Origin of the sequence: Arthrobacter sp. YAF17, assembly GCF_052113365.1 — a bacterium.
Lineage (GTDB): Bacteria > Actinomycetota > Actinomycetes > Actinomycetales > Micrococcaceae > Arthrobacter.
Map to the genome: position 1 here is coordinate 133821 of NZ_JBFRDB010000004.1, position 24225 is coordinate 158045.

Sequence of the window (24225 nt, forward strand, 5' to 3'; positions counted from 1 at the left end):
GGAACGGCGCCTGAAAGTGGACAGCTGAGCGCCTCACGACGACGACCCGAAATCGGCCTCCATTCACCTTCCGCACCGAATCCCCTGGCACGGAAGGCCGCGGAAACAAATAGGGAAAGTCTCCGCGTGAATCCTGGGGACTCAAGCGCAGAGACTTCCCGGCTCTCCAAGCTGGAGGGACTGGCGCGCCGCTTCCCAGCAGGTTGGTCGGTCCAAGTTGCCGGGTGGGCGCTGCTACCGAACCGTCATGCAGGACGGGAGCCGGACTTCTCAGTCCTGCACGTCTGCGGTCGAGCCCGCCCGGATCACCGGGATGGCGGCCCCAGGTGGTCCCAATCCGCTGGGTCCTCGCGGTCAGCGCTGCGGGGCTACGGCCAGGTGCCGGTTGCGTGCCTCAATGAGCGTCCGGAGATAGCGGGCCAGAACCAGCTTCTCCGCCACGCGCCCGAGCAGGCCTAACGGGGCCGCGAACTCGATCCGGTCCACCATGGTGGTCCCGTCGGCATCCTCGCCGAACTCATGGACGTGCCGGAACCGCCGGAACGGGCCCCTGACCTGCTCGTCGACAAAAAAGTCCGGAGCCTCCATCTGTGTGATCCGGTTCGTCATCCGGATCGGGACCCCGAAGTGCCAGGCACGCCAGGTCACCTCTTCTCCCAGGGAGATCAGGCCGGTCCTGACGCCGGCGACGGCGTCTTCCCGTGAGCGCGCCATCGAGTCCTTGTGGGCGTCGATGCTGCGGGCAAGGTCAAACAATTCCGGCTTGGGCATGCTTGTCCGCGTTGTGCATTCGAAGTAGACCGCCATCGTCCGAGTATGCCAGCCCCCGGGCTAGGATCGCCCTATGGGGACGACGGAGGATTTGTTTGAAGGGACGCCGGGCGGGCTGCCGGATGCGGTGGCGCGCGGCAGGGCGCTGTACCGGTCAGCGGAGAGCCCGACGGCGGCCGTCAGGCATGTGGTCGGCTATGCCCGGTTCATCGAATTCTGTGACCGCAACGGCGTGCGGGCCAGGGAACTGGCCTCGGACCCTGCACGGCTCATCTGGTTCCTGCGGACGCACGGGTCCCGGCTTGCAGACGACGGCGCGCTCAGCGCCGCGGCGGCCATATTCGCCGGGAACACCATCGCCGGGCTGAGGCCGGACGCGCGGTGGACCGCCTACGAAGGGGCTTCGCCCACGGTGGGGAACGCGGTGAGGCAGTTCGAGGTTGATCGGCTGCTCGACGTCCTGCGCAGCGCCGACGACGAATCGATTCGAGGCCTCGTTTCCATGCTGGCGGACTGGGCCCAGGAAGAGCTGGATGAGGCCCCGGCAGCGCAGCCGATCCCGGTGGCCCCGGCGGCCGGACAGCCCCGCTATGTCCGGCCGCACCTGCCGACGACGGTCTATTACTCGCCCGAGGGGGAGCCCATTCCGTACGGCCGGCAATGGGGCGACGACGGGCCCGACCCCGATGCCTACAGCGTGGACAGCCACCCCGAGCGTTTCGCCGGGCTCCACACCGTCGCCCGTGCCCTGATCGACCATCTCAGGGACGTTTACGACGTCGACGTGGACGAGAGTCCGGTGCATGCCGCGGAAATGCTGCTGGACGTCAAGGACGTGCTGGAGTCAGTCAAGGTCACGCCGCGGCGTTCCGGAGCAGCGCCACTGACGTTTGTGCTGACCGGGTATCCGGGCGTGGCGGTGCACGCCGGGGTGCTGCACGACTTCCCGTTTCCGGTATGCGGCTGCGACGCCTGCGACGAAACGGCCGAGACAACAGCGGACCGGCTGGAGCTCCTGGTACTTTCGGTCGCCGCCGGCGGATACCGCGAACGCTACCCGGTGGGCCGCAAACGCTGGAGCGAATACGCCCTGAACGCGTTCGACGGTTCCGGCTCGGAAAGCGGCCAAGGTGAACCCGTCCCGGCCGCCGCCGCCCGTCTTCACGACGCCGAGATCCGGCTGCGGGAAGTAGCCGGGGGATGGAGTCCCTGGCCGCTGCGCGGGCACTGAAAACGACGGCTCGGCCGGGCCGGTCCCGACCCCCGGGCCACCGGTTTCAGTCAAATCCGGGCGCCGATGCCCGTGACCAGCCGTTGAGTGTCGGCACATGAGACGAGCACGGTGGTGTTGCTGCATTGAATGCGCACGGTCGGGCCGCCAACGAGGTATCCGGTGCCGCCGCCTGGGAGAATACGCAAACCCATGCCCTGGAGAAATCCGGTGATGGGCCCGGCGGAGACGGCAGTGATCTCCCCGTAGGGGACCGTGGTTGAGAACAGGCCGGCGACGCGGATGGACAGGCCGACGTCGTCGAGTTGAACCCGGACGGACATCGTCATGGCCGCCATGAAAACCGCCGCCACAAACACCGCCAGCAGCGGCATCTGTCCCGCGAGCAACAGAACGGCCACCGTAGCAACACCAATGCCGGCCAGCGCCGCACGGTACCGCAGGGGCATATAGGTCCGGAACTGCACGATTTTCGCGTCTCCCCCTGGCGTCATGCTTGCAGTCTTCTCGACGATTGCGGCGTCAGCAACTCGGGTCAGGTGTTGCGGGTGCCCGCAGTGTGCTGCATCGACCGTGCGAGGCCGTCCAGGACCAGGTCCAGCCCAAACTCGAACTCCGCGCCGTAGTCGTAGCCGGGTTTCATCACATGCTCGATCGAGAATTCGGCGAGGTGGGGGTAGTCCCCGGAGGAATAGTGGCTCATCATGCGCTCGGCAACCTCGGCCAGGGGTTCCGGGCCGTTGACGGGCAGTGTGGCCTCGGAGAGGGCGAACCCGTACACGTAGGCGTCGATCACCGCGTAGGCGTGGGCGGTCATCTCCACTGAGAAGCCCGCCGCACGCAGGGTGCCAATGACGGCGTCGTGGTGTTTCAGCGTTGCCGGGCCGGGGCTTGTCCGCGTCTCGACCAGGCCGATTGCCCAGGGATGGCGCCGCATCGCCTCGCGGGCGGAGGCGGCCCGCCGTCGCATCTCAGTGTGCCAGTCGCCGCCGATCGCCGGCAGGTCGATCTCGCTGAAGACGATGTCAACGATGCCGTCGAGAACCTCATCCTTGTTGGCCACGTGGTGGTAGATGGACATGGGCTTGACCTCGAGGGCGTCCGCGAGCGAACGCATCGTCAAGGCTCCAATGCCGCCGGCGTCGGCAACCGCGACGGCGCCGCGCAGCACCAGTTCCCGGCTGAGCCGGGGGCGGCCCGGGCTGGCTCCTGCGCGCATTTCACACTCCACGTTTCTTAAGGCCATAGACCGTTCGTACTTAGTACGATACATTAACCGTACTAAGTACGAAAAGCTCTTTGGAAAGGTCCCGACATGACAAACCACATCAGTGCGACGGCCGCAGGCAACCAGGCTGCCGCCGACGGCACCATGAAAGCCATCGTGCAGGACGCCTACGGTGCCGTCGACGTCCTGCGTTCCGGCCGGACTGAGCGGCCGCGCATCGCAGAGAATGAAGTGCTGATCCGCGTGCACGCGGCGGGCATGGACCGCGGAACGTGGCACATGATGACCGGCCGCCCCTACCTCATGCGCATCCTCGGATTCGGGTTCCGCAGGCCGAAGAACAGCGTGCCTGGACTCGATGTCGCCGGCACCGTCGTCGCGGTCGGCTCTGCCGTGTCCCGGTTCGCCGCGGGAGACCAGGTGTACGGGATGTCCCGGGGGTCGTTCGCCGAGTATGCCGCCGCACTGGAGGACAAACTGGCCCACAAGCCCTCCAACCTGTCATTCGAACAGGCGGCCGTGGTGCCGATCTCGGCGGGCACCGCCCTCCAGGCCCTCGACGCCGGGCGGGTGGAGCGCGGCCAGAAAGTGCTGGTCCTGGGCGCCTCAGGCGGCGTCGGAACCTACGCCGTGCAGCTGGCCAAGTCCCTCGGCGCGGAGGTCACCGGCGTGAGCAGTGCCGGAAAGGTCGACCTGGTGCGGTCCCTCGGAGCGGACCATGTCCTGGACTACGCTGCGGATGATTTCGCCGACGGTTCGCGTCGTTACGACGTGATCCTCGACATCGGCGGCAACCCGAAGCTTTCCCGGCTGCGCCGGGCCCTTACTCCCACCGGGACGGCCGTCGTTGTCGGAGGCGAGGAAGGCGGCAAGTGGACAGGGGGCTTCGGCCGGAGCCTGCGGGCTCCCCTCGTGTCCCTGGTCGTGCGTCAGCGCCTGGCCATGCTCGCTTCCAAGGAACGCGCCAGCGACCTCGAGCGGCTCACGCCCCTCCTCGAATCCGGTGCCGTGACGCCGAGCATCGACAGGACGTACACACTCGGGGAGGTGCAGGACGCCATGCGCCACCTCGAAGCCGGACACGTGCGCGGCAAGATCGCCATCACGGTTTTTAGCGGCGAAGCCGCCTCATAATCGCGATGGGCTCTGCCCGTTCAGACGTCCCAGCCCGAGGCGCGCCGCCGAAAGCGCACCCCCTCGGCCAGGACCAAGGCCATAAAGGACGCGATTCCCGCCGCGCCAATCGCAATGCGTCCCCACGGCGGCAGGCCCCACAGTTCGTAGGCGGGGGACTGCAGCCCGAAGACTCCGGAGATCAACACGAGTGTTCCGCCGGAGGCCAGAACCACCGCGGCGACGACCAGAGCCCAGAACCGGGCCATCCGCGACTTCGGCGCGAAGTTGTCGGCGTACTTGCCGGGGGTCCCGAACGCGGCCGTGGGGTCCTCCCCGGATTCGGCGATGCGGCTTTGGACGTCCCGCACGATCCGGGCTACCGCCGCGGGGGGAACATCCCGGAGTTCCAGAATCTCCGCCAGTTCCTCCGCGTATTCTGTTGCCGGCGTCTCAGCCATGAAGTGGTTCCTTCCCGTTAATTTGCTAGAAGCGGATTGCATCGATGACCTTGACGCGTACCGCCACCACGGCGGGGATGGCCCCGGCCAATGCGCCGACAAGAACTGCCGCACCCAGACCGAGCAGGGCCGCGTCGACCGGGAATGGCGGACAGTCCGTCAGGCTCGGCGCGATTTTGGATTCGATCCAAGGGTTCTTGACCACCGCGACGGCGATCATGACGCCGACCACCCCGGCCACCGCCGTTGCCACGACGGACTCCATCATGACGCCCAGGAAGATGCGCCGGGACGTGGCCCCAAAGCTTCGCCGGATTCCGATTTCCCGGACCCGGTACCGCACGGTGACCATGGAAATGTTCAGCATTCCGACAGCCCCCAGGAGCAAAACGAGGCCGGCCACACCGCCGACGACCAGCTGCGCCGGGGCAAAAGGATCCCCGTAGCTGGCGTAGTCCGAGCGGTCCACCATGGACTGCATGCCAGGGAACTGCTGCTCCAGGTCCGAGGCGATGGCTGCCTTGAGTGAGGCGGCCTGGTCGTCCTGGACCCAGATTTTGAACTGCTGCCCGGGTCCTGCCGCGCCGCCGGTGGTGACCCCCGACCGCTCGGCAGCGCCCGTCAGCATAAACGCCGACGGCGGGTTCTCAGGATAGGGATCCGGCACGACGCCGATGATCACAGCAGTTGTCTTCAGGTCTCCGGCCATTGTGACTTTGGGACTGGTGGCCAGGTTTGGCCGTCCGGCGGCGTTGTAGAAGCTCTCTGTCACGACCAGCGCGGGTGCGAGCCGTTCCTCGTCGTTCGCCGCGAACCAGCCCCCCTGGCTTACGTCGACCCGGTGAATGACGCCGTAGCCCGGATCGACCACCTGGAGCTGCACGGGCTGGACGCCCCGGGGAAACTGGAAGGACTGTGTCGCCGACGCCGAGTGCGAGTAATACGTTATTCCGTAGCGCTCGATGATGCCGCGGTAGGCGCCCGCCAGTTTTTCCGGATCGGGTTGGCTGGGGCCGTAAACCCCGATGGCGAGGGTCGCCGAACGGCCGCCGTTTCGCTCCGACTCTGCCTTGAACCCCTCCCGCGCGAGGTCGCCGACGCCGACGACCGACGTGAGGGCCGCGACCGACAGTGCCACTCCCACGAGAGCCAGGAGAATGCGTGTCTTGTTAATGCGGAGTTCCTGCCACGCCTCCACCAGGGCGGACACGACCCCGGTCACGCGGGCACCCCCGCCGGGATCTCGGCGGGGGTGAGCACGCCTGCTTCCAGCCGGTAGCAGGCCCGGGCAAGGGCTGCGACGTTGACGTCGTGCGTGATGGTGATGAGCGCGGCTCCCGATTCGGTTGCCACGGTATCGAGCAGCCCCATGACGGCCTGGCCGGTGTCGACGTCGAGCGCCCCGGTGGGTTCGTCCGCCAGGATCAGCCGGGGCCGGCGCACGAGCGCCCGCGCTATCGCGACCCTTTGCTGTTCGCCGCCGGAGAGCATGTTCGGCAGGGTGTCGGCGCGCTCTGCCAGGGCCACACGGTCCAGCATTTCCATGGCCAGTTCCCTGCGCCGCCAGAACTGGGATCCCCTGGCGTACAGCAGGGGAGTGATCACGTTTTCCAGCGCGCTCCGGCCCGGCAGGAGGTTGAACTGCTGGAACACGAACCCCACCGAGGACCCGCGAAGTACGGCCCGTTCGTTGCCGCGGAGCCGCTCCACAGGGGTCCCCTGGAAACGAAGTTCTCCGCTGGTGGGCAGGTCCAGCAGCCCGAGGAGGTTCAGGAGGGTGGACTTCCCGCACCCGGACCGACCGATCACCGCGGTGTGGTCACCGGCGTGGACGGCCAGGTCCACACCCCGGAGAATGTGCAGTTCTTGATCGTCGGGTAGGCGGACGGTCCGCGTTACACCCGCGAGGGACACCAGTTCCTCCATGGTTACCCGCCTGCGATGCCGGCGAACTGCTGCCCGGGCTGCGGCTGGGCGGGCGCGCCGGGAATGAACTCAAGCACGGCCTCACCTTCGGCGAGGCCCGAGACGATCTCCACCATCGAGCCGTCGTTGAGGCCCAGCTGCACCTTCCGCTCTTCTGCTTCTCCGCCCTGCGGCCCGGCCGGGGATCCTGCCGCGGAGCCCGCGGCGGAGTCCGGGAAGGTGCCGGCGGGAGCGAGCCACACGGAACCTTCCTTCACGCTGCCCCGCACCGAAGTGAGCGGCACCGTGACGACGTCGGTGGCCTGGCCGGCAGTGACCGTCATCGTCGCGCCCAGCCCGGCGAACACCTCGACGCCGGACGGAACGGCGCAGCTGATGGTGCCGGTCGGCGCGCCGCCCTGCTCGGGCATGCTGCCGCCGCCCGGGATGGCGGCAGCGTAAGGCACCGAGCGGCTCACCCCGCCGGACGCACCGCCCGCGCCCCCGGACACGCCGCTCGCTGCGCCCGTCAACGCGACCGTGGGGCAGGAGAACGGGGCGGGACCACCGACGACGGCGATCTCCGCTGAGCTTGGTTTGGCCAGCAGGCGGTACTGCTGGGCCGCGTCGACGGATCCGCTCACGGTGAAGGTCCCCGGGTTGACGGCTCCCGCGGTTTCGCCCACTCCGACCTGCTGTTTGAGCAGCACAGTGAGGCTCTCCAGCAGGCCCGACGCCGGGGCGAGGACATCGGCGTAAGTGTAGGCAGGCCCGGTTCGGCTCAGCTGCTGCCGGGTACCGGCTGCATCGGGCTGGCCGGCCGCCGTCGCGAGGCTGCTGGTGTCCTGCGCTGTTGATTCGGCCGCGACCTCAGTGCGGACCTGGTAGAGACGATCGCCGGAGGTCACTTTGTCTCCCGCTGCGACAAACAAGTGCGTCACCACGCCGGCGGTTGTATTGCGGACGCCCACGGCAGCGTCGCTTTGCACGGTTGCCTTGATCTGGACTGAATTGGTTACGGTCGCCCGGGCGGCCTGAACCACGGGGATGGCGACCTCCGCCGACGGCCCGTTCAGCATTTGTCCCGGCTTCATGCCGTCGACAAACGCAATCTTGACCAGCGCCACGGCTATGACGGCGAACACGGCCAGCCATGCCAAGGGCATAACGACGCGCCTGAAAATTCTCATCTCTGCCCCGTTCGGTAACTCCCCACAGAACCTCTCTGCGAGAGATGCAATTCACACCCTAGTGGCTGAGCGGTTTCCGGCTTGGGACGTCGCGCTGTCGGCGCGGGGGCGGGCGGGCTGAACCGACGTTGTACCGTGGGGCCGGTGAATATTTCAGAACTTCTCACGGCATACGACCAGCAGTTGCGGACGGACGCGGAGACCCCCAGCGCGGTCGCCGTCGAACGCCTTGGCCCGTTGCGTCTGGTGACCTTCGCCGGCGGCCGGGGTTTTGTGACTTACCAAAGCCTGGACGGCGCCGGTGCGGCAACGATTGCGGGCTGGGTGGCCGAAACCGCGGCGTTCTTCCGTGCGGACCCTGCCATCGTGCGGGTTGAGTGGAAGACACGCGGCCACGATGCTGCGCCCGGACTCCATGAGGCCCTGCTCGCGTTCGGATTCGAGCCGGAAGAGACCGAGTCCGTGATGGTCGGGCCGGCCAGTGCGCTGTGTGCGGACGTGGACCTGCCCGACGGCGTGAGCCTGCGACGAGTGACCGAAGAGCCGGACATCCGGGCCATGAGCGCCATGCAGGACGAGGTCTTTGGCAGCCCCGTCTCTGACGGCAACGCCGAGGCAATCCTGCGCCGCGCGGGCCTCGACGACGGAATGGAACTGTGGGTCGCCGAACACGAGGGAAAAATCGTCAGCGCGGGACGGCTTGAACCGGTTGCCGGGACGGACTTCGCGGGCATCTGGGGCGGGGCCACCCTCGAGGCGTGGCGCGGCCTGGGGATCTACCGCGCCGTCACCGCGGCACGGGCCAAGGCCGCGCTGACTATGGGCAAGAAGCTCATCCACAGCGATTCAACGGAATATTCACGGCCGATCCTGGAACGCTACGGCCTGCTCCGGGTCTCAACGACGACGCCGTATTGCTGGCGCCGCTGAGGTCCGGAGGCTCGGCGCAGCCGTTGGCGGTTCCCGCGTTTCACTGATCCTGCGAGGCGCCCGGGTGCTCGATCGTGACGGTGCCGGCGTCGCCGTCAACGCGGATCTGCCAGCCGCTCGCTATCCGCTGGGTGGCAACGCCGGTACCGAGCACGGCCGGGATGCCGTACTCGCGGGCCACGATGGAGCTGTGGCTCAACGGGCCGCCGACGTCGGTAACGACGCCCGAGGCCATTGCGAAAAGCGGGGTCCAGGCAGGAGTGGTGATGCGGGCCACCAGCACATCGCCGGGCACCATGCTGGCGAAATCCTCGGGTCCTCTCAGGACGCGGGCCGGGGCGCTGACCTGGCCCGAGCTGGCACCGGCGCCTTTGATGACGTCGCCGGGCGCTCCCTGCGAGGCTGCCGGCATCATTGACCCGAAGACCCGTTCCATCCACGGGCTCTCCGGGAGAAGTTGCGGGGCGGCGGCCTTCGCCTGGCCCCGCCACAGCATCTTGCGTTCCTCGACGGCGTGGGCGCGGACGGGGCTGTCTGCTCCGGTGATGGCTACGGCCGCCGGTGCGCCCGGCCCGGCGAGGCCAAACTCGACGGCGCTGCGCAGCTCCTGGTGGCGCAGCCAGAACACGTCGGCGGGCTCTGCGATGACTCCGGAGTCAACCAGCCGTTGTCCTAATTCGAGCAGCATCCGCCGGAGTAGCGGCCACGCCAGGCCGACGTCGGCGAGGGCATCCTCGCGGATCGGGGCGGCGCGCTGTGCCCACCGGAGCAGCCGCAGGAACGCGGCCCGGCGGCGTGGCCCCAGCCGGGTGATCATCTGACTGGTTTGATTCTCCCGGCGCGCGGCTGACAGCTGCTGCCGCTCGTGCGGGTCGACGCCCTGCCCCCGCAAGTAGAACTTCACTGTCTCCAGCAGCTGCAAGGGGTCATCGGCCGGCACCGGGCTGGCGAAGTCCAGGTTGTAGACCGCGTGGCCGAACCGGTTGAGGTGGCCCTGGAAGCGGGGATCCCACTCCTGCCAGAGGGCCGGATCCATCCCGGCGGGGGCGAGCCCGGTGCGCTGCGACTCCACAAGGGCGGCTGTGCTTTCCGCGAGAATTGCCTGCGCCAGCCCCGGAACGCCCCGGGCCCAGGCGGCGAGGTCGTACAGCGATTTCTCGGCCCGGATGGGTTCGCTGTCATAGCCCAGGAGAAACGTCTCGGCGGAGGGATCTCCCTCACGCCGCACGAACTTCCCGTAATACGTCCGGAAAGAGATTTCGCTGGTTGCGGCGATCGGAATGACCGACTGCACGGCCGTGTAGTAGACGGTGCCGGCGTCCAGCAGCGTGAGCACGCCCTCAAACAGTTCCGCTCCGGAGAGCTCCCGGACCGGCTTCGCCGACCATTCGTTGATCGCCCTTTCGTAGCGTGGATGCGAAAATTCCCGCCAGCCGCCCACGCCCATGTGCGACTGGCCGCGGACCAGCGCTCGTACCGCAGTCAGCGACTTGCCCATGACCCGCCACATCGCCGCGTTGCGGTAGTAGTAATAGGCGTAGCCGTTGATGGTGGGCAGCCCGACGTCGTCCCCGCGGATGACATCCGTGCCGACGGCCGCGGACATCAGGGCCCGCAGCGACCGGGACACCGAGCCGTCAATGAGGTCGGCGAACAAGGGCGAGAGCGGGTCAGGCATCTGTTCCACGATGCTCGCCCGGAAGTAGAGTCCTTTCGGGTAGGGCACCGGCCAGGCATCCGGGGTGTCAGCCGCCGGTTCTGGCAGGGCAGTGACGGGCCTTGACTGCAGGATAAAGAACTCCCCGCCGGCCCGGGCCCACTCGATGTCCTGCGGCACCCCGAAATGATCCCCGATCCGTGATCCATAGCCGGCCAGCCCGGCCGCTGCCTGGTCATCCAGGACGGGCTGACGACGGCGGCCCGCCGGCACCGGCTGCTCCCGCGTGCCGTGGTCCGCATAGACAGTCATGACGTCCTTGTCCGCGGTCCGGCGCGACAGCACACGGCCCGTCCCAGCGTCGACCACGACGTCGTCGGTGGTGACGCTTCCGCTGACCACCGCCTCGCCCAGGCCCCACGCGGCACTGATCACGAGCTGGTCGCGGCGCCCGTTGGCCGGATTGGCGGTGAACATCACCCCGGCGGACTCGGCCTCGATCATCCGCTGGACCACCACCGCGAGGCGCACCGTGTCCCGTCCGATGCCTTCACGGGCCCGGTAGGCCATGGCGCGCGCCGTCCACAGGGAGGCCCAGCAGTCCCTGACGGCCCCGGCGAGAGCCTCCATCCCGACGACGTTCAGGTAGGTTTCCTGCTGCCCGGCGAAACTGGCCGATGGAAGGTCCTCGGCCGTGGCGGAAGAGCGCACCGCCACGGCCGTATCACCCGTGCCGATAAGCCCGTAGGCGGCGCCGAGTTCCGCTGCGATCCCGGCCGGTATGGTGCCGGCAGTGAACAGGGCAAGGATCCGCCGGGAGGCATCCTCGTAGTCCTCTGGCCCCGCCTGCAGCGGCAGCGCGGCCAGCTCATTGATCCGTTCGCCGAGGTTGTTGGCGTCCACAAAATCCGCATAGGCCGAGGTGTTCAGCACGAATCCCGGCGGGACCGGCAGCCCGGCCTGAACGAGGCCGCCCAGTCCGACGCCCTTGCCGCCGACCAGTGCGGTGTCGCCTGGTCCCACATCACCGATGGTGTTGGTGTAGGTCATGACTGTGCGCCCTCCCTGCCCGGAAGCCCAGCGATTTGATTGAGCCTGATGCGCAACATAGTGGCACCGCCGCAAGCGGGAGGCCAGAGCTGCGCCGGCCGGATCTCAGCCCCGACCCGCGCTGAGGCTGAGGTCCCGCCGTCGGGCTCTTTCAGCACCCGCTGAGCCGTGGCAGACTGCGGCCATGAGTATGGAGCAATGGTGGCCGAAGCTGAAGCCCGCAACGCGGGAATGGCTGATCGACAACAACGGCGACGCAGTGCCGGCAGGGATCGTCGGTGAGATCGAGGAGGCTGGTGGATCGGTCAGTTCCGGCGCCTGGTGGGTGGGCGAAAACGGGCCCTCGGGCTTCTACTTCTCGGACGAGGCGATCGACTGGATTGAGGCCGTCGGAAACGGTGAAACCCCGGACGCCCGCTGAAATCTGCGCAAGGACTCTCCAACGTCAACCCGCACGAAAGTGCCCCCTGCCTGTAAATGCAGGGGGCACTTTAGTTCGGGTCTAAGGGACTGTTCCTGACGCGTCCTTTCGGCCCGCCTAGTGCGTGAGGTCCTTGCCCTTCGTCTCCGGGATGGTGAAGACGAACAGCACGCTGATGAGCAGCAACACCACGGCGTACACGTTGAACAGGTTGGAGAGGCCGATGGTCCCGAGCCAGGTCTGCAGGTACGGGGCGGTGCCGCCGAAGACTGCCACGCAGATGGAGTACGGGACGCCGACGCCGATGGTCCGGATGCTCGTGGGGAACAGTTCCGCGTAGACGGCAGGAACGATCGCGGCGCTGGCGGCGATGAAGATCAGCATGACGGACATCGCCACGGCCAGCTGCCAGGCTGAGTCCTTCAGCAGCCAGGTCATGGGGAAGTGCATGACGGCGCTTCCGGCCGCACCGGCCCAGAGGACCTTCTTGCGGCCGATCCGGTCGGACAGCTTGCCCCAGAACGGCAGGGCGGCAATGAACACGATGTTCGCGACGACGCTGGCCCAGAGCGCCTCGCCGCGGTCGATCTTCAGCGTGGTCGCGGCGTAGCTCGGGGCCACAACACCCCAGATGTAATAGATCACTGTGAGGCCCACCGTCAGTCCGATGACCTGGAGCGCCTGCTTGCGGTGCTTCACGATCTGCGGCCAGATCGCGGCTCGCTTCTGGGTGGCCGTCTCGCCTTCGAAGGCCTCTGTTTCGTGCAGCTTGGAGCGCATGATCAGCGCGTAGAGGCCCATGACGGCACCGACCAGGAACGGGACGCGCCAGCCCCAGTCGTTCATGGCCTCGGCGCTCAGGGTCATGTTGAGGACCGCGCCCAGCAGTGTGCCGGCCAGGATTCCCACGGTGCCCGAGGTGTAGATCAGGGTGGCCCACAGGCCGCGCTTCTCTTTCGGGGCCACCTCGGAAAGATAGGTCTGCGACGACGGCAGCTCACCGCCGTGGGCCAGGCCCTGGATCAGCCGGGCCACGAGAAGCATCAGCGACGCCCAGAACCCGACGCTGGCGAAGGACGGCGCGACGCCGATCATGAGGCTGCCCAGCGACGCGAGCCCGACGGCCAGGGTCATGGAGGTCTTGCGGCCGACCCGGTCGCCGATCCAGCCGAACAGGAAACCGCCGACCGGCCGTGCCACGAACCCGACGGCGAAGATCGCCAGCGTTGCCAGCACGGCCGAGGCAGGATCCGCCTTGCTGAACAGCTGGCTCGCGATGAACGGCGTGAACGTGGCGTAGATGGCCCAGTCGTACCATTCGACGGCATTTCCAATGCCCGTGCCGAGGAGGGTCTTCCGCGTGGCCGCCCGGCTGGCGAGCTGCGGGTCAACGATGGTGGTCATGATGTCTCCGAAAGAAGTAGGGCTAGGAAGCGGCGGATGTGGGGGTGCCGGCCAGGGCTGCGATCCGGGCAATGGCGAGCTCTGCGTAGAGCGCCGCGCCGTCGGTGAGGACGCCGTCGTCGAACGTTGCGTAGGGGGAGTGGTTGAACGCGGTGGCGGTGTGGTCCGCTCCCGGGGCGACGGCGCTGAGCCCGATGAAGGTGCCGGGGACCTCGTCCATCACCCGGGAGAAGTCCTCGGATCCGCTGAGGGGGGTGGCCCAACGGGTCAGCCGGGACTCGCCGAACAGGTTTTGGATGGTCTTTTCCGCGGTGAGGGTCTCGTTTTCGTCAGTGATGCTGAGCGGGTATTCCCCGCGGTATTCGACGTCCACCTCCAGGCCGTGGGCGTGGGCGATGCCCTTCAGGAGGGTGGGAACTGCGGCCATCATCCGTTCGCGGGAGGCGTGGGAGAAGGTGCGGACGGTGGCCTCGATGCGCGCTGTTTCGGGGATGACGTTGCGCGTGGTGCCCGCCTGCAGGACACCGACGGTCAGGACGACCGGGTCAAACATGTTGAACTGCCGCGTGATCATGACCTGTAGCGCGGTCACCATCTCGGCGGCCGCCGTGACGGGGTCCTTCGCCGCGTGCGGCGCGGAGCCGTGGCCGCCGGCGCCCAGGATGGTGACGAACAGCCCGTCCGAGGCACTCAGCATCACGCCCGGCTTGGTGGCGAACTGGCCGTGCGGCTCCAGCGAAGAGAACACGTGCATGCCGTAGGCGGCGTCCGCGCGCCGGCCCGCGGCGTCCAGCACGCCTTCGCGGATCATGTGGCCGGCGCCGTCGTAGCCTTCCTCGCCCGGCTGGAACATCAGGACGACGTCGCCGGCCAGCTGCCCGCGGCGTTCGGCCAGGAGGGTGGCGGCTCCGGCCAGCATCGACGTGTGGAGATCGTGGCCGCAGGCGTGCATGGCGCCGTCCAGCCGGGAGGTGAAGTCGACGCCGGTGCGCTCCTGGACGGGGAGGCCGTCCATGTCCGCGCGCAGCAGGACGACGGGTTTGTCGGCTGATGCGTGCGGTGCGCCTCCGCGCAGAACCGCGGTGACCGACGTCGTGGTCTCGCCGAGGGTGATTTCGTACGGCAGGCCGTCGAGGGCTTTGAGAACTTTCTCCTGGGTGCGCGGGAGGCTCAGGCCGATCTCGGGTTCCTGGTGCAACTCGTGGCGCAGCCGGGTGATGTGGCTTTGCAGTTCCTTGGCATCGGCGGTGACCGACATATGTTCCCTCTTCCCGAACGGTTGGCAGGTGCTTACGAACCATTGTGAAGTGACTGGAGTCACACGCGAGAGAATGGCTGGAAAAATGCAAAAGTAGGATCCTAAGTACAGGAATCATTCATCGAGGGGGGAGGTCCCGTGGAGATCAGTGAGGAAGACCTGCAGCTGATCAATGCGCTGCAGATTGCGCCGCGGATCAGCTGGTCGGATGCCGCCGGCATCCTGGGCGTCCACGCGACCACCCTGGCGGCCCGCTGGGAGCGGCTGAAGGCCTCCGGCGCGGCCTGGAGCACGGCCCACCTGATCGGCGATCCGAAGCAGATGTGCCTGGCGCTGGTCGATGTGGACTGCGAGATGAAGTCGCGGGCGGCCGTAACCGCAGCGCTGGCGGCGATCCCCGAAGTGGTCACGGTGGAGGAGGCCGCCAGCAACCGTGACCTCATGCTGACGGTCATCACGCCCACCCTGGCCCAGTTCAGCGACGTCGTCCTGGAGCAGCTCAAGGAGATTCCCGGCCTCACCAAGTACCAGACGGCGCTGTGCACCCGGCTGCACGCCGGCGGCTACGCGTGGCGGCTGAACGTCCTGGACAAGGCGCAGATGGCCGCGCTTCAGGCGCTGGCCGGGCCCGAGGCCTCCGGCACGGCACCGGCAGGAAACCAGGGTCCGCCGCTGCCGCAGAGCCACCTGGACCTGATCCCGTTCCTGGCCAGGGACGGCCGCGCGGCGGCGGCTGACATCGCCCGTGCCCTGGGGCGCAGCCCGGCCACGGTCCAGCGCCAGCTGAACCGGGTCCTGGCCAGCCAGGTTCTCTCGTTCCGGTGCGAAATGGCGCAGAAATACTCGGGGTACCCGGTGACCTGCCAGTGGTTCGCCAACGTTCCACCGGGCCGGCATGAGGCCGCCGCCGCCGAGCTGCGCAGCTTCCGCAACATCCGGCTCACTGCCTCCACCACCGGCCGCACCAACTTTGTGATCCTGATGTGGCTGCATTCCCTTGCGGACGTCATGAACGCCGAACAGGCACTCCAGCTGCGGATCCCCGGCATCGAGCTCGTGGAAAGTGTTGTGGTGCTCAACTCCGCCAAGCGGGTCGGCTGGATGCTGAACCCGGATTCCACCGCCACCGGCGCCGTTGTGGTGCCCGCCGCCGAGCTGGCGCCGACGGCCTGAGGACCTCTGTTCCCGCTGCCCGGCTGCGCTCCTGCCCGGTTACTTCGCTGCGGCGCGGCCCGACACCGGCGTGTCCCGGGGAAAACGCCGGATTCCGGGGCTGCGGCGGCCGGTAACTGGGCAGGAGCGCTGTCCGGTCTGACGGCCACATGGAAGTCGGGTCTCCAATGCAGACGGTTCCCTTCGGCGCGACAGCCTGAGCGACGCGCGTCGTGCGCCGCGGTGCGGAAGATGCCCACCGATACCCGATGCCGGCCGGGTCAGGAATTTTGCGCGTCGCAGAACAGGATGAACGCCGCGCGTCAGTCGTTTTTCGTCCAGCGCTTCGGCCACTTAACGTTCATCAGGAGCAACCCGAGCAACAGCGCGTCGACTGTAATGATTGCCGCCAACAGGTAGGCCCAGCCGACCATCATGGGGTGCCATCCGCCCGGCGGCCGGAACTGCGCGTTCGTACCAGAATGCCCAAGGCGATCTCCTGACGTGGATCCCCCCAGTCACTCGATAGTCCACCAAGTGTGCCACCGCGCCGCCCCTGGGGGAACGGCGGCACTTTACAATTCAAGCTTTTCTCAGGTCGGCGCGCAGGTGACGCCAAGAGCTGTAGACGCTGGAGGCCGAGGCGCACCGCGCCGCGCGGATCTGCTCCGGGCCGGCGGTCATGGTCGACGTCGCCCCTCTGAGATTTTGACAATAGATATTGCTCTAATCTGGGGGAGTGGCCAGCATTCGAGAAGCTCAAAAGCAGATGACCCGCCGATTGTTGCTCGAGAAGGGGCTGGAGCTTTTTGAGGAGAAGGGGTTCGCCGCCACGACGGTTGACGACATCGCTGCTGCCGTAGGCACCACTAGGGCAACGTTCTATGCGCATTTTCCGTCCAAAGCCGAGCTCATGCGGTCGCTGGTGGTGCGGTCCAATGAAATGCTGACCGAGGCCGACGTCCCGCCGCTGCACTCGGTGGTGGAATCAGGGGACCGCGAGCTGATTCGGGTCTGGCTCGCCCGGAAGTTCGACCAGTGGGCCGAAATCCGCCCCTATGTTGTGGCGGCGCACCAGGCCGCGGCCAGTGAACCGGATATCCAGGCGGCGTTGGATCAGTGGTTCGACACGGCGATCGACGACATGCAGGCCGGCCTTGACCGGGCCGGGCGGTTCGACCCGGCCAGCCGCCGGGTGCGGTGCGCGCTGGCCTTCGGGGAATTGGAGTTCTTCTCCCGGCGCTGGATGCGGCTCGGCTGGACCGTTGACCGCGACGTTTCCCTGGATCTGATGGTCGACAACTGGTGCTTCCTGCTGGCTGAGTGATCCGGAAGCAGCTGTTACCGGGGTGCGCCTCCGGCCGCGGCGTTCAGGCTGACCTGTACGCCGCGGCCTGAGTGCGTCAGCCCGCCTGGCCGTCCGCCGTCTTGCGGGTTGTGAACGGCAGGACGAGCCGGGACTGGTGGGCGGCGTCGCGGTAGATCTTGTGGGTGACGGGCCGGCCCACGGGCAGGTGGAAGGCATCCGGTGGGAGCAGCGCGTTGTGCTCGTCGGCCAGCGGCTCGGCGTTCGAGAGTTCCACCGTCAGGGTGTGGCCGGGCTTGAAGGTGTTGGCGAACGGGTAGAGGCGGAGCACGTACTCCTCGATCTGCCCGGGTTCGACCGGTACGGCACGGGTGTGCGGGTGGAACGGGTTGCCGTCGGTGGTCCGCCCGTCGAGTTCGCGGTGGGAGGCCTTGAGGTAGCCGCTGGTGATGAGCTGGCGCTTGCCGTTGGGCGCGTAGTCCCACAGGCGCAGGATGAAGTTGGTGTCCGGCTGGTCGATCTCGGCGAAGATGTGTGCGGCACCGGTGCYGATCATCTCCGTGTCCTCCTCGAAGGGAGGGGTGGACCAGCTGATGATTTCCACCTTGTCGGTCACCGTCAGCGGCGCCTGGTAGAAGCCGTCCGGGGCCGCGTATTCGGCGCCCATCAGCTCCGGCTCGGCGGACAGCTTGTGGCGCGGGCGCAGGTAGAGGTTCGTGTACTCGACGTCCTTCGGCGGCCAGGACGTGCCGGTCACCAGCTCGCGGGAACCTTCCACGAAGACGCTGACGGCCGGTTCATCCATGACACCGTTGTCGATGCCCTTGATCCAGTAGTCGTACCACCGGAACATTTTGTCGTGCTCCTCGATGAAGGGGCGGGACTGCATCGGCGGGTAGGGGCCGATGTCCAGTTTCTTGGGTCCCTTCAGCGCGTCGAACAGCTCGATGGTGCCGTCTAGGGTCCAGCCGCGGCCCTGGTCCAGCTGCAGCCACACCGGGATGTCGATGTTCGGGGCCAGCGTGATGGGGTTGCGCTCCTCGTACCAGTCGCCGTCGAGTTCGTTCATCACAATGTCGAACCAGGCTTCGTGGTTCTTCGGGTAGTTCAGGACGTGCACCAGGTTCGGCCAGGCGGCAACGTCCGGATCCTCCAGACGCTTCTGGACGAGCTCCTTCAGTTCCTCCGGGGGGTACTTCTCGATCATGCGGGACTTGACGCCGTCGGTGAAGGCCCAGCCGGAGTCGCCGCCGCGGCCCTCGCGGGCGGCCCGGGGCATAAACCACATGATGCCGCCGTGGTAGGTGGTCTCGTAGAAGTCGTAGTGGCCGCCGGAGACGAAGATCGCCTTCAGGTGCGGCGGGCGCTCGGCCGCGGCCAGCACCTGCATGGAGCCGAAGTAGGAGATCCCGACCATGCCGACGTTGCCGTCGCACCACGGCTGCTCGGCGACCCACTCGATGAAGTCGTACGCGTCCTGGCCCAGTGAGACGCCGCCGGCGTTGTAGTTGCCGATGTGTTCGCCGCCGGAGTGGCCGGAGCCGCGCAAGTCGCCGATGACGTGGACGTAGTCCTCCTTAACGATGCGGGCAATGTCGCCGGCCTCGATGCAGCCGTCCCACATCGGGCTGGGGCGCCGCTGCGGCGGGGTGGTCAGGGCCAGCGCCTGCAGCTCCTTGCCGTACGGGCTCAGCGCCACCAGCGCCGGGCGCGGCTTGTCCTCAGTTCCCTGGTAGGCGTCCGCGGCGAGTTCGACGCCGTCCCGCATCGGGACGCGGAGGTCCTTGCGGACGGCAATTTTCTCTCCGCCGGCGTCGATTGTCTGGTACTCATTCATGATTGCGAGGGCTCCTCTGTTAGGACATCGGGTTGATCTGCGTGCGGTAGCCGTGCAGCGTCGTGAAGAACGGGGAGGGCTCCAGCGTGGGGTCGCCCGTGTAGCCGAGCTCCTCAGCCACGGAGGCGAACGGGGAGTAAACCGAGTTCGTCTCCTGCAGACCCTCGTGCAGGTAGCGGCCGGCGGCGTCGCCGATCCTGGCCTCACGGTCCAGGCTTTCCTGCAGGGCGTTCCGGGCCGTCTTCCGGTCCAGTTCGACGCCGGACGGCACGCCGTCCGCGCCCCGGTACGGGTGGCCGAGGTACAGGTGCCGCGGGCGGACCTCGTCGCGCAGGTATTGCAGGCTCGCCCGGTAGGCGGCAGGATCCTCGTAGCCGGGGAAGCCGTTGGCGCCCCCGTGGATCTGGACGGCGTCGCCGACGAAGACCGACTGCTGCCCGTCCACGACGTAGGCCACGGATCCGGCCGTGTGGCCAGGGATGTGGTGCACGGAGACGGTAACGTCCCCGCCCAGGGACAGCGTCTCGCCGCCCTTGACCAGCATCGTCGGCTCCATCTCGCCCGAGATGACGTGGTCCGCGGCCTTCGTCTGCTCCTCGACGGCGTCCGGATTGTGGAGGTACTGCTGGCGCACGTCCAAGTACTGGTCGACGTGCGCACGCCGGGAACGCAGCAGGTGCGCGTCGGCCTGATGGATCACGACTTTGGCGCGCCGTCCGGTGAGCTCCCACAGCGCGTGCGCGCCGCCGAGGTGGTCGATGTGGCCGTGGGTCAGCAGGATCCAGCGCACATCCTCGATGCGCCTGCCCAGCTTCTCCAGCGCGGGGACCATGCCTTCAGCGGGAGAGGACGCGATCCCGGTGTCGACGATGGCCGGTTCGGGGGCGTCGATGAAGAAGCTGTACAGGCCGAACCGGCCCCATGGCGAGACCAGCGGATGGACAGCGACGGGCTCCGTCATTGCGTGGCCCCCGCGTTCAGGAATTCACCCGTCTCCTGGAAGGCCCGGTAGAACTCGGGGATCCAGGAGAAGTTCTGGACGAAGCCGTGGTTGGCTCCCTCGTAGCGGCTGACCGTTGTGTCCACGCCGGCGTCCGTGAGGCGCCGGCCGTAGAGTTCGCCCTCGTCGCGCAGCGGGTCGTGCTCGGCCGTGATGACCAATGCGGGCGGCAGTCCTGCGAGGTCACCGCGCTTGAGGGGGGAGACGAGCGGATCTGCCGGATCCGCTCCGCTCTTGAAGTAGAACGAGTTGAACGGCAACAGGCCCGCCGTCTCCAGACCATAGCCTTCAGCGTTCTCCCGCAGTGAGGCATAGCGGTCGACGTTGAAGTCCAGGTCCAGCGAGGGGTAGAACAGGACCTGGTGCGTGATCGCAAAGAACCCGTCATCGTGGGCCTTCGCGACGACGGCGGCGACGAAGTTGCCGCCCGAGCTGTCGCCGGCAATGGCGAGGTTCTTCCCGTCCCACTTCAGGGCGGCACCCTGTTCGGCGGCCCAGCGGACCACGCCGTAGCAGTCGTCGAGCCCGGCCGGGAAAACCGACTCGGGGGCAAGGCGGTAGCCGACGGAGATGACCTTGTGGCCGGTTTCCCTGGCCAGGGCGCGCGCCACGTGGTCATGGGTGTCCAGGCTGCCCAGGAAGAACGCGCCGCCGTGGAAGTAGACCAGCACTCCGTAGGTGTCCGCCTCGACCGGGGTGTAGATCCGCACGGGAACGTCGCCGGATGGCGTCGCCGCCGTGAGGTCCTCGACCGCGTGCAGCGGCAGCCGGTCCCCGGGCGGGGCGGCCTGGGCGGCCTCGCCGGCGCGCATGGCCGCCGGATCCAGCGGCGAGCCGTCAGGTGCCGGCAGGGTTGCAAGGATTTTGGCGATTTCGGGATGGATTGTCATGGCGTTACGCCTTCGCCGCGGCGGGCTGCTGGGACGAGGGCTTCTGACCCGGGAAGACGTCGTTGACCTCTTCTTCGGACCAGCCCTGGCGCGAGATGCGCTGCAGCTCGTCCGTGACCGGCTTGCGCGTCGCCTGGAACCGTGCCAGCGCCTCCTTGACCGAGCCGGCCTGGGCCAGCGCATCGGCCAGCGCCCCCGCGTCCTCGATGGCGGAATTCGCGCCTTGCCCCTGGTGGTGCAGCATGGAGTGGGCCGCATCGCCCATCAGGACCACCGAGTCCGTGTGCCAGGTGTCAACAGGATCGATGTCGTAGACCGCGCGGATGTTGACAGTGTCCATGTCCAGGCCGCGGGCGATCCCAACGATCCGCTCGTCGAAACCTTCCACAGTCTTCAGGAGCTCTTCCTTGGTGATCGCGGGCGCCCAGGTGCCGTCAGGGTTCAGGGCGGTGATGTCGAAGGACATCTGGTTGCGGTGGCGCAGCGGCAGGAGATAGACCTTCGTGCCCCTGCCCATGTACATCCTCAGGTTGTCGTCAACCACCATGCCGTGGGCGTCGTCGGCGGAGATCACCACGCGGTAGGCGTGCTCGCCGGAGAACACCGGGCCCTTGTCGCTGAACAGCTGCTCGCGCACCACGGACTTGATGCCGTCGGCACCGACCACCAGGTCTGCCTCGACGGTCTCGCCGTTGGCAAAGGTCAGAACGGAGTGGCCGCCCTTGTCCTCGATGGTCTCCAGCCTGTGGCCAAGCTGCACCATGCCCTCGGGCAGGACGCTAAGAAGGGCCTCGATGAAGTCGCGGCGGTGGATGAGGTAGGTCTGCTTCTCGTCGCCGGACTCCGGCCAGGTGTCCTTCATGATCGGGTCCCCGGTGGCCGTGAGGATCTCGAAGTAGTCACTCGCCGAGCTCACCTTGGCGATCGCGTCATAGATCCCCCACTGACGGAACCGGGCCATGGTGGCGGGGCGCAGGCCGATGCCGGCGCCGACCTCTCCCATCTGGGGAGCCTGCTCATAGACCTTGACGTCTGCACCGAGCAGGCTCAGGGCCTTGGCTGCCGCAGCGCCGCCGTAACCTGCGCCGATGACGGCGATCTTGAGGTTCTTGATTTCTGAAGCCTTCATGGATTCATCTCTTTCTTGGCTTTGACTTGGCCCGGGCCAAGTCTGGGGAACGGGTAAGTGGTGGTGGCCTGACCGGGGTCAGGCGCTGAGCGAGAGGAAGTCGGCCGGGTTGTCCTCGAGCAGGAGTTTGATGGTGGCGTCGTCGATGCCGGCCGAGCGCATGTCGGGGATCATGTCCTCGAAGATGTAGTTGATGGTGTGGCCCTTTACTCCCGGCCAGCCCAGCGGGCTGCAGTTTGCGTCGGCCGAGACGAGGAGCTTGTCCGCGTAGCCCTTGTTCACGAGGTTGACGAAGTGCCCCATGCGTTCGGCGCGCTTGCGGCCCCAGAACGGCGGATCGGGCAGCTCGAGATCGTAGCCGAAGGTGTCGAAGCCGATGCGGCCGCCCTGCTCGTAAATCCAGTCGTGCGGGGTGATCGGGGCGTTCAGGCCGTCGTCGGCGTGGCCGAAGAGCACACGGTCCAGCGAGAGGCCCTCTTCATTGAAGATGTTCACTGCCGGTTCGGGGTCGATCGCCAGGTGGGTGAGGATCGGCGCGCCGGTGACGACGGCGGCGCGGGCCGCGGCCCGGTAGATGCGCTTGTCCAGGTCAGTCATGCGTCCGCCGCGGCTCACGCCGACCTTGATGACGCCGGCCTTGGCGCCCGTGTTGCCGATGCCGACCGTGATCTCGTGGATGAACACTTTTGCGAGGTAGTCCACGGTTGCGCGGGAGAAATGCGGCAGGGCGGTGTCGCCGCCGACGAATCCGGTGCAGGCCACAATGTGCACGCCTGTCTTGGCGGACAGGGACTTGTAGTAGTCCACGTCGCGGCCGTTGCAGATGCCCGTGGCGTCCACGAAGGTCCCGCCGCCGTATTCGCGGAATTTCCGCAGCTTCGGCACGGTCTCCTCATAGGCCTGCTCGGGGGTCTTCCACCACGTGGTGTCGAGTTCGGATCCGGGCATGCCGTAGCCGATGTGTTCGTGGACCGCCACGATTTCCAGTTCTTCGGCCGGGATGGTTCCCAGCACGGTGTTGACCTTGGTCATTTCGTTCATTCACCTCAGGGGTTCGAAAGTTGCTTGTGTGGGCCGACGGGTGCTTAGCGCACGGTCAGCAGGTTGCGCGGGTTGTCCACGAGGATGCGCCGGGCGTCCTCGTCGCTCAGGCCCTGGGCCTGGAGGAAGGGTGCGAACGTGGACAGGACGTGGCTGAACGGCAAGTCGTAGTCGGGCTGGCCCTTGGCCACGCCGATCGAGTTGCCCGAAAGGATGATCCTGTCGGCGTGGCCGGCCGCAACGAGCTTGAGCACCAGTTCGGCCCGGTCATGGTCGGTGAGGTAGTCCGCGTCCTCGTTCAGGCCCACGTGGTCGATGCCGACGAACGCTCCGCGGCGGGCCACCTCGAGGGCAGCGCCGTCAGCGTCCTTGCGGTCCAGGCCGCCGACGAGCACCCGGTCGGCCGGGAGCTCTTCGGCCAGGACGATGTCGAGATCGTGCAGCGCGTCGGCACCAAACCGGATAGACACCGGGACGCCGGTCTTCACGGCTGTCCTGGCCGCACCGCGGAACAGGCTCTCCTCTGTCGGTGTCATGCCGGCCCGGTCGGCCGTGGTGGTCACCAGCCCGGCGGCGCAGCGCCGCTCAACGCGCGGAACCACCATGCCCTCGGTGACTTCCCTGCTGAAGAGTTCGGCGAACCTCTCGGCGGGCCACGGCGTCGGCGGGTTGGTCTGCGGCGTCAGGAAGTAGCCGCCGAGCATTTCCTCCGGGCCCATGCCCGTCGAGGCGATGATGTGCACGCCGGTAGAGCGCGACAGCGCCTCGTACAGTTTCACGTCGCGGCCGTGGAACATGCCTGTGCTGTCCACAATCGTTTGCCCGCCGTGCTCGCGGAAACCTGTCAGCTTGCCGGCCAGGATCTCGAAGATCTCCGCCCGGTCCATGGAGATGTCCGGGGCGTACTGGGCCCCGGGCACCACCGACAGCAGCGCCTCGTGGACGGCAACCACACCCAGTTCAGAAGCTGGGACGGGCCCAAGGACCGTATTGACGGTTTGTTGGGTCGGGGGATGGAACGTATCACCGGTGGCGACGGGTGGGGTGGAACTCACGGGCTTCTCCCTTGAAGATCGGTGCTGAATGCGGAGCGTGACTGTGCCGGCGTCGCCCCGTTGCGGTGTAGTCAGCGTCACATATTTCTATACACAGTGTCAAGAAAATATACGTGACGTACATTTATGAACCTCCTTGTCGCCCACAAGTCCAACAGTTCGTTAATACTCTTGACACTCTGTAAATCTAATGGCC

Annotated in this window: 22 protein-coding genes; 6 read left to right on the forward strand and 16 right to left on the reverse strand. The window is 67.3% G+C overall.

The window, feature by feature from the left end:
- Nucleotides 1-354: 354 nt before the first annotated feature.
- Nucleotides 355-771 (reverse strand): SRPBCC family protein, encoded by a 417-nt coding sequence (locus tag AB4Y67_RS05725; RefSeq protein ID WP_441404822.1) that lies wholly within the window; start codon nt 769-771, stop codon nt 355-357.
- Nucleotides 772-844: 73 nt separating this feature from the next.
- Between AB4Y67_RS05725 and AB4Y67_RS05730 the strand changes: the two genes are divergently transcribed.
- The gene (locus AB4Y67_RS05730) at nt 845-2002 is read left to right on the forward strand and encodes a DUF6226 family protein (protein WP_441404823.1); all 1158 of its coding nucleotides are present in this window, start codon (nt 845-847) and stop codon (nt 2000-2002) included.
- A gap of 50 nt (nt 2003-2052) precedes the next feature.
- Here the strand turns inward: AB4Y67_RS05730 and AB4Y67_RS05735 are convergent, their stop codons facing one another.
- Together AB4Y67_RS05735 and AB4Y67_RS05740 are read right to left on the reverse strand one after the other, a co-directional pair.
- Nucleotides 2053-2496, reverse strand: coding sequence for a hypothetical protein (locus AB4Y67_RS05735; RefSeq protein WP_441404824.1), 444 nt, complete (start codon nt 2494-2496; stop codon nt 2053-2055).
- Nucleotides 2497-2537: 41 nt separating this feature from the next.
- The gene (locus AB4Y67_RS05740) at nt 2538-3221 is read right to left on the reverse strand and encodes a TetR/AcrR family transcriptional regulator (protein ID WP_441404825.1); all 684 of its coding nucleotides are present in this window, start codon (nt 3219-3221) and stop codon (nt 2538-2540) included.
- 96 nt (nt 3222-3317) lie between these two features.
- Here AB4Y67_RS05740 and AB4Y67_RS05745 point away from each other — a divergent pair, with 96 nt between their 5' ends.
- Entirely contained in the window at nt 3318-4364 is a 1047-nt protein-coding gene (locus AB4Y67_RS05745) for an NAD(P)-dependent alcohol dehydrogenase (protein WP_441404826.1), read from the forward strand.
- Nucleotides 4365-4384: 20 nt separating this feature from the next.
- Here AB4Y67_RS05745 and AB4Y67_RS05750 read toward each other — a convergent pair whose 3' ends face one another.
- From AB4Y67_RS05750 to AB4Y67_RS05765, 4 genes are read right to left on the reverse strand one after another with little or no spacing between them, the layout of a single operon-like run.
- Complete coding sequence (locus AB4Y67_RS05750; RefSeq protein ID WP_441404827.1) at nt 4385-4804, reverse strand: hypothetical protein; 420 nt, start codon at nt 4802-4804, stop codon at nt 4385-4387.
- Nucleotides 4805-4829: 25 nt separating this feature from the next.
- Complete coding sequence (locus AB4Y67_RS05755; RefSeq protein WP_441404828.1) at nt 4830-6026, reverse strand: ABC transporter permease; 1197 nt, start codon at nt 6024-6026, stop codon at nt 4830-4832.
- Nucleotides 6023-6730, reverse strand: a complete 708-nt coding sequence (locus AB4Y67_RS05760) for an ABC transporter ATP-binding protein (protein ID WP_441404829.1) — start codon at nt 6728-6730, stop codon at nt 6023-6025. Before AB4Y67_RS05760 ends, AB4Y67_RS05755 begins: the two co-directional genes overlap by 4 nt.
- A gap of 2 nt (nt 6731-6732) precedes the next feature.
- Nucleotides 6733-7899 (reverse strand): hypothetical protein, encoded by a 1167-nt coding sequence (locus AB4Y67_RS05765; protein ID WP_441404830.1) that lies wholly within the window; start codon nt 7897-7899, stop codon nt 6733-6735.
- Nucleotides 7900-8043: 144 nt separating this feature from the next.
- Between AB4Y67_RS05765 and AB4Y67_RS05770 the strand changes: the two genes are divergently transcribed.
- Nucleotides 8044-8829 carry a GNAT family N-acetyltransferase gene (locus tag AB4Y67_RS05770; protein ID WP_441404831.1) on the forward strand — a complete coding sequence of 262 codons (786 nt, stop codon included), beginning with the start codon at nt 8044-8046 and terminating at the stop codon, nt 8827-8829.
- A gap of 40 nt (nt 8830-8869) precedes the next feature.
- On the opposite strand, the gene AB4Y67_RS05775 is transcribed toward AB4Y67_RS05770, so the two are convergent.
- Nucleotides 8870-11536 carry a PEP/pyruvate-binding domain-containing protein gene (locus tag AB4Y67_RS05775; protein WP_441404832.1) on the reverse strand — a complete coding sequence of 889 codons (2667 nt, stop codon included), beginning with the start codon at nt 11534-11536 and terminating at the stop codon, nt 8870-8872.
- A 184-nt stretch (nt 11537-11720) separates the two neighbouring features.
- On the opposite strand from AB4Y67_RS05775, the gene AB4Y67_RS05780 reads away from it, so the two are divergent.
- Nucleotides 11721-11957 carry a hypothetical protein gene (locus AB4Y67_RS05780; protein ID WP_441404833.1) on the forward strand — a complete coding sequence of 79 codons (237 nt, stop codon included), beginning with the start codon at nt 11721-11723 and terminating at the stop codon, nt 11955-11957.
- Between the two features lie 117 nt (nt 11958-12074).
- Here the strand turns inward: AB4Y67_RS05780 and AB4Y67_RS05785 are convergent, their stop codons facing one another.
- Together AB4Y67_RS05785 and AB4Y67_RS05790 are read right to left on the reverse strand one after the other, a co-directional pair.
- Nucleotides 12075-13361: an MFS transporter gene (locus AB4Y67_RS05785; RefSeq protein WP_441404834.1), complete on the reverse strand. Its 1287-nt coding sequence runs from the start codon at nt 13359-13361 to the stop codon at nt 12075-12077.
- A 22-nt stretch (nt 13362-13383) separates the two neighbouring features.
- Entirely contained in the window at nt 13384-14619 is a 1236-nt protein-coding gene (locus tag AB4Y67_RS05790) for a M20 metallopeptidase family protein (RefSeq protein WP_441404835.1), read from the reverse strand.
- A 138-nt stretch (nt 14620-14757) separates the two neighbouring features.
- Between AB4Y67_RS05790 and AB4Y67_RS05795 the strand changes: the two genes are divergently transcribed.
- Together AB4Y67_RS05795 and AB4Y67_RS05800 are read left to right on the forward strand one after the other, a co-directional pair.
- Nucleotides 14758-15792 carry an Lrp/AsnC family transcriptional regulator gene (locus AB4Y67_RS05795; RefSeq protein ID WP_441404836.1) on the forward strand — a complete coding sequence of 345 codons (1035 nt, stop codon included), beginning with the start codon at nt 14758-14760 and terminating at the stop codon, nt 15790-15792.
- 748 nt (nt 15793-16540) lie between these two features.
- Nucleotides 16541-17098 (forward strand): TetR/AcrR family transcriptional regulator, encoded by a 558-nt coding sequence (locus AB4Y67_RS05800; RefSeq protein ID WP_441404837.1) that lies wholly within the window; start codon nt 16541-16543, stop codon nt 17096-17098.
- A gap of 76 nt (nt 17099-17174) precedes the next feature.
- On the opposite strand, the gene AB4Y67_RS05805 is transcribed toward AB4Y67_RS05800, so the two are convergent.
- From AB4Y67_RS05805 to AB4Y67_RS05830, 6 genes are all read right to left on the reverse strand, one after another.
- Entirely contained in the window at nt 17175-18914 is a 1740-nt protein-coding gene (locus AB4Y67_RS05805; RefSeq protein WP_441404838.1) for a CocE/NonD family hydrolase, read from the reverse strand.
- A 19-nt stretch (nt 18915-18933) separates the two neighbouring features.
- Entirely contained in the window at nt 18934-19875 is a 942-nt protein-coding gene (locus AB4Y67_RS05810) for an MBL fold metallo-hydrolase (protein WP_441404839.1), read from the reverse strand.
- Nucleotides 19872-20804, reverse strand: coding sequence for an alpha/beta hydrolase (locus AB4Y67_RS05815; protein ID WP_441404840.1), 933 nt, complete (start codon nt 20802-20804; stop codon nt 19872-19874). Before AB4Y67_RS05815 ends, AB4Y67_RS05810 begins: the two co-directional genes overlap by 4 nt.
- 4 nt (nt 20805-20808) lie before the next feature.
- Complete coding sequence (locus AB4Y67_RS05820; protein ID WP_441404841.1) at nt 20809-21933, reverse strand: FAD-dependent monooxygenase; 1125 nt, start codon at nt 21931-21933, stop codon at nt 20809-20811.
- 78 nt (nt 21934-22011) lie between these two features.
- Nucleotides 22012-22974 (reverse strand): phosphotriesterase family protein, encoded by a 963-nt coding sequence (locus AB4Y67_RS05825; RefSeq protein WP_441404842.1) that lies wholly within the window; start codon nt 22972-22974, stop codon nt 22012-22014.
- Between the two features lie 44 nt (nt 22975-23018).
- On the reverse strand, nt 23019-24029 hold the full coding sequence (locus tag AB4Y67_RS05830) for a phosphotriesterase (RefSeq protein ID WP_441404843.1): 1011 nt from the start codon (nt 24027-24029) through the stop codon (nt 23019-23021).
- Between the last annotated feature and the right edge of the window lie 196 nt (nt 24030-24225).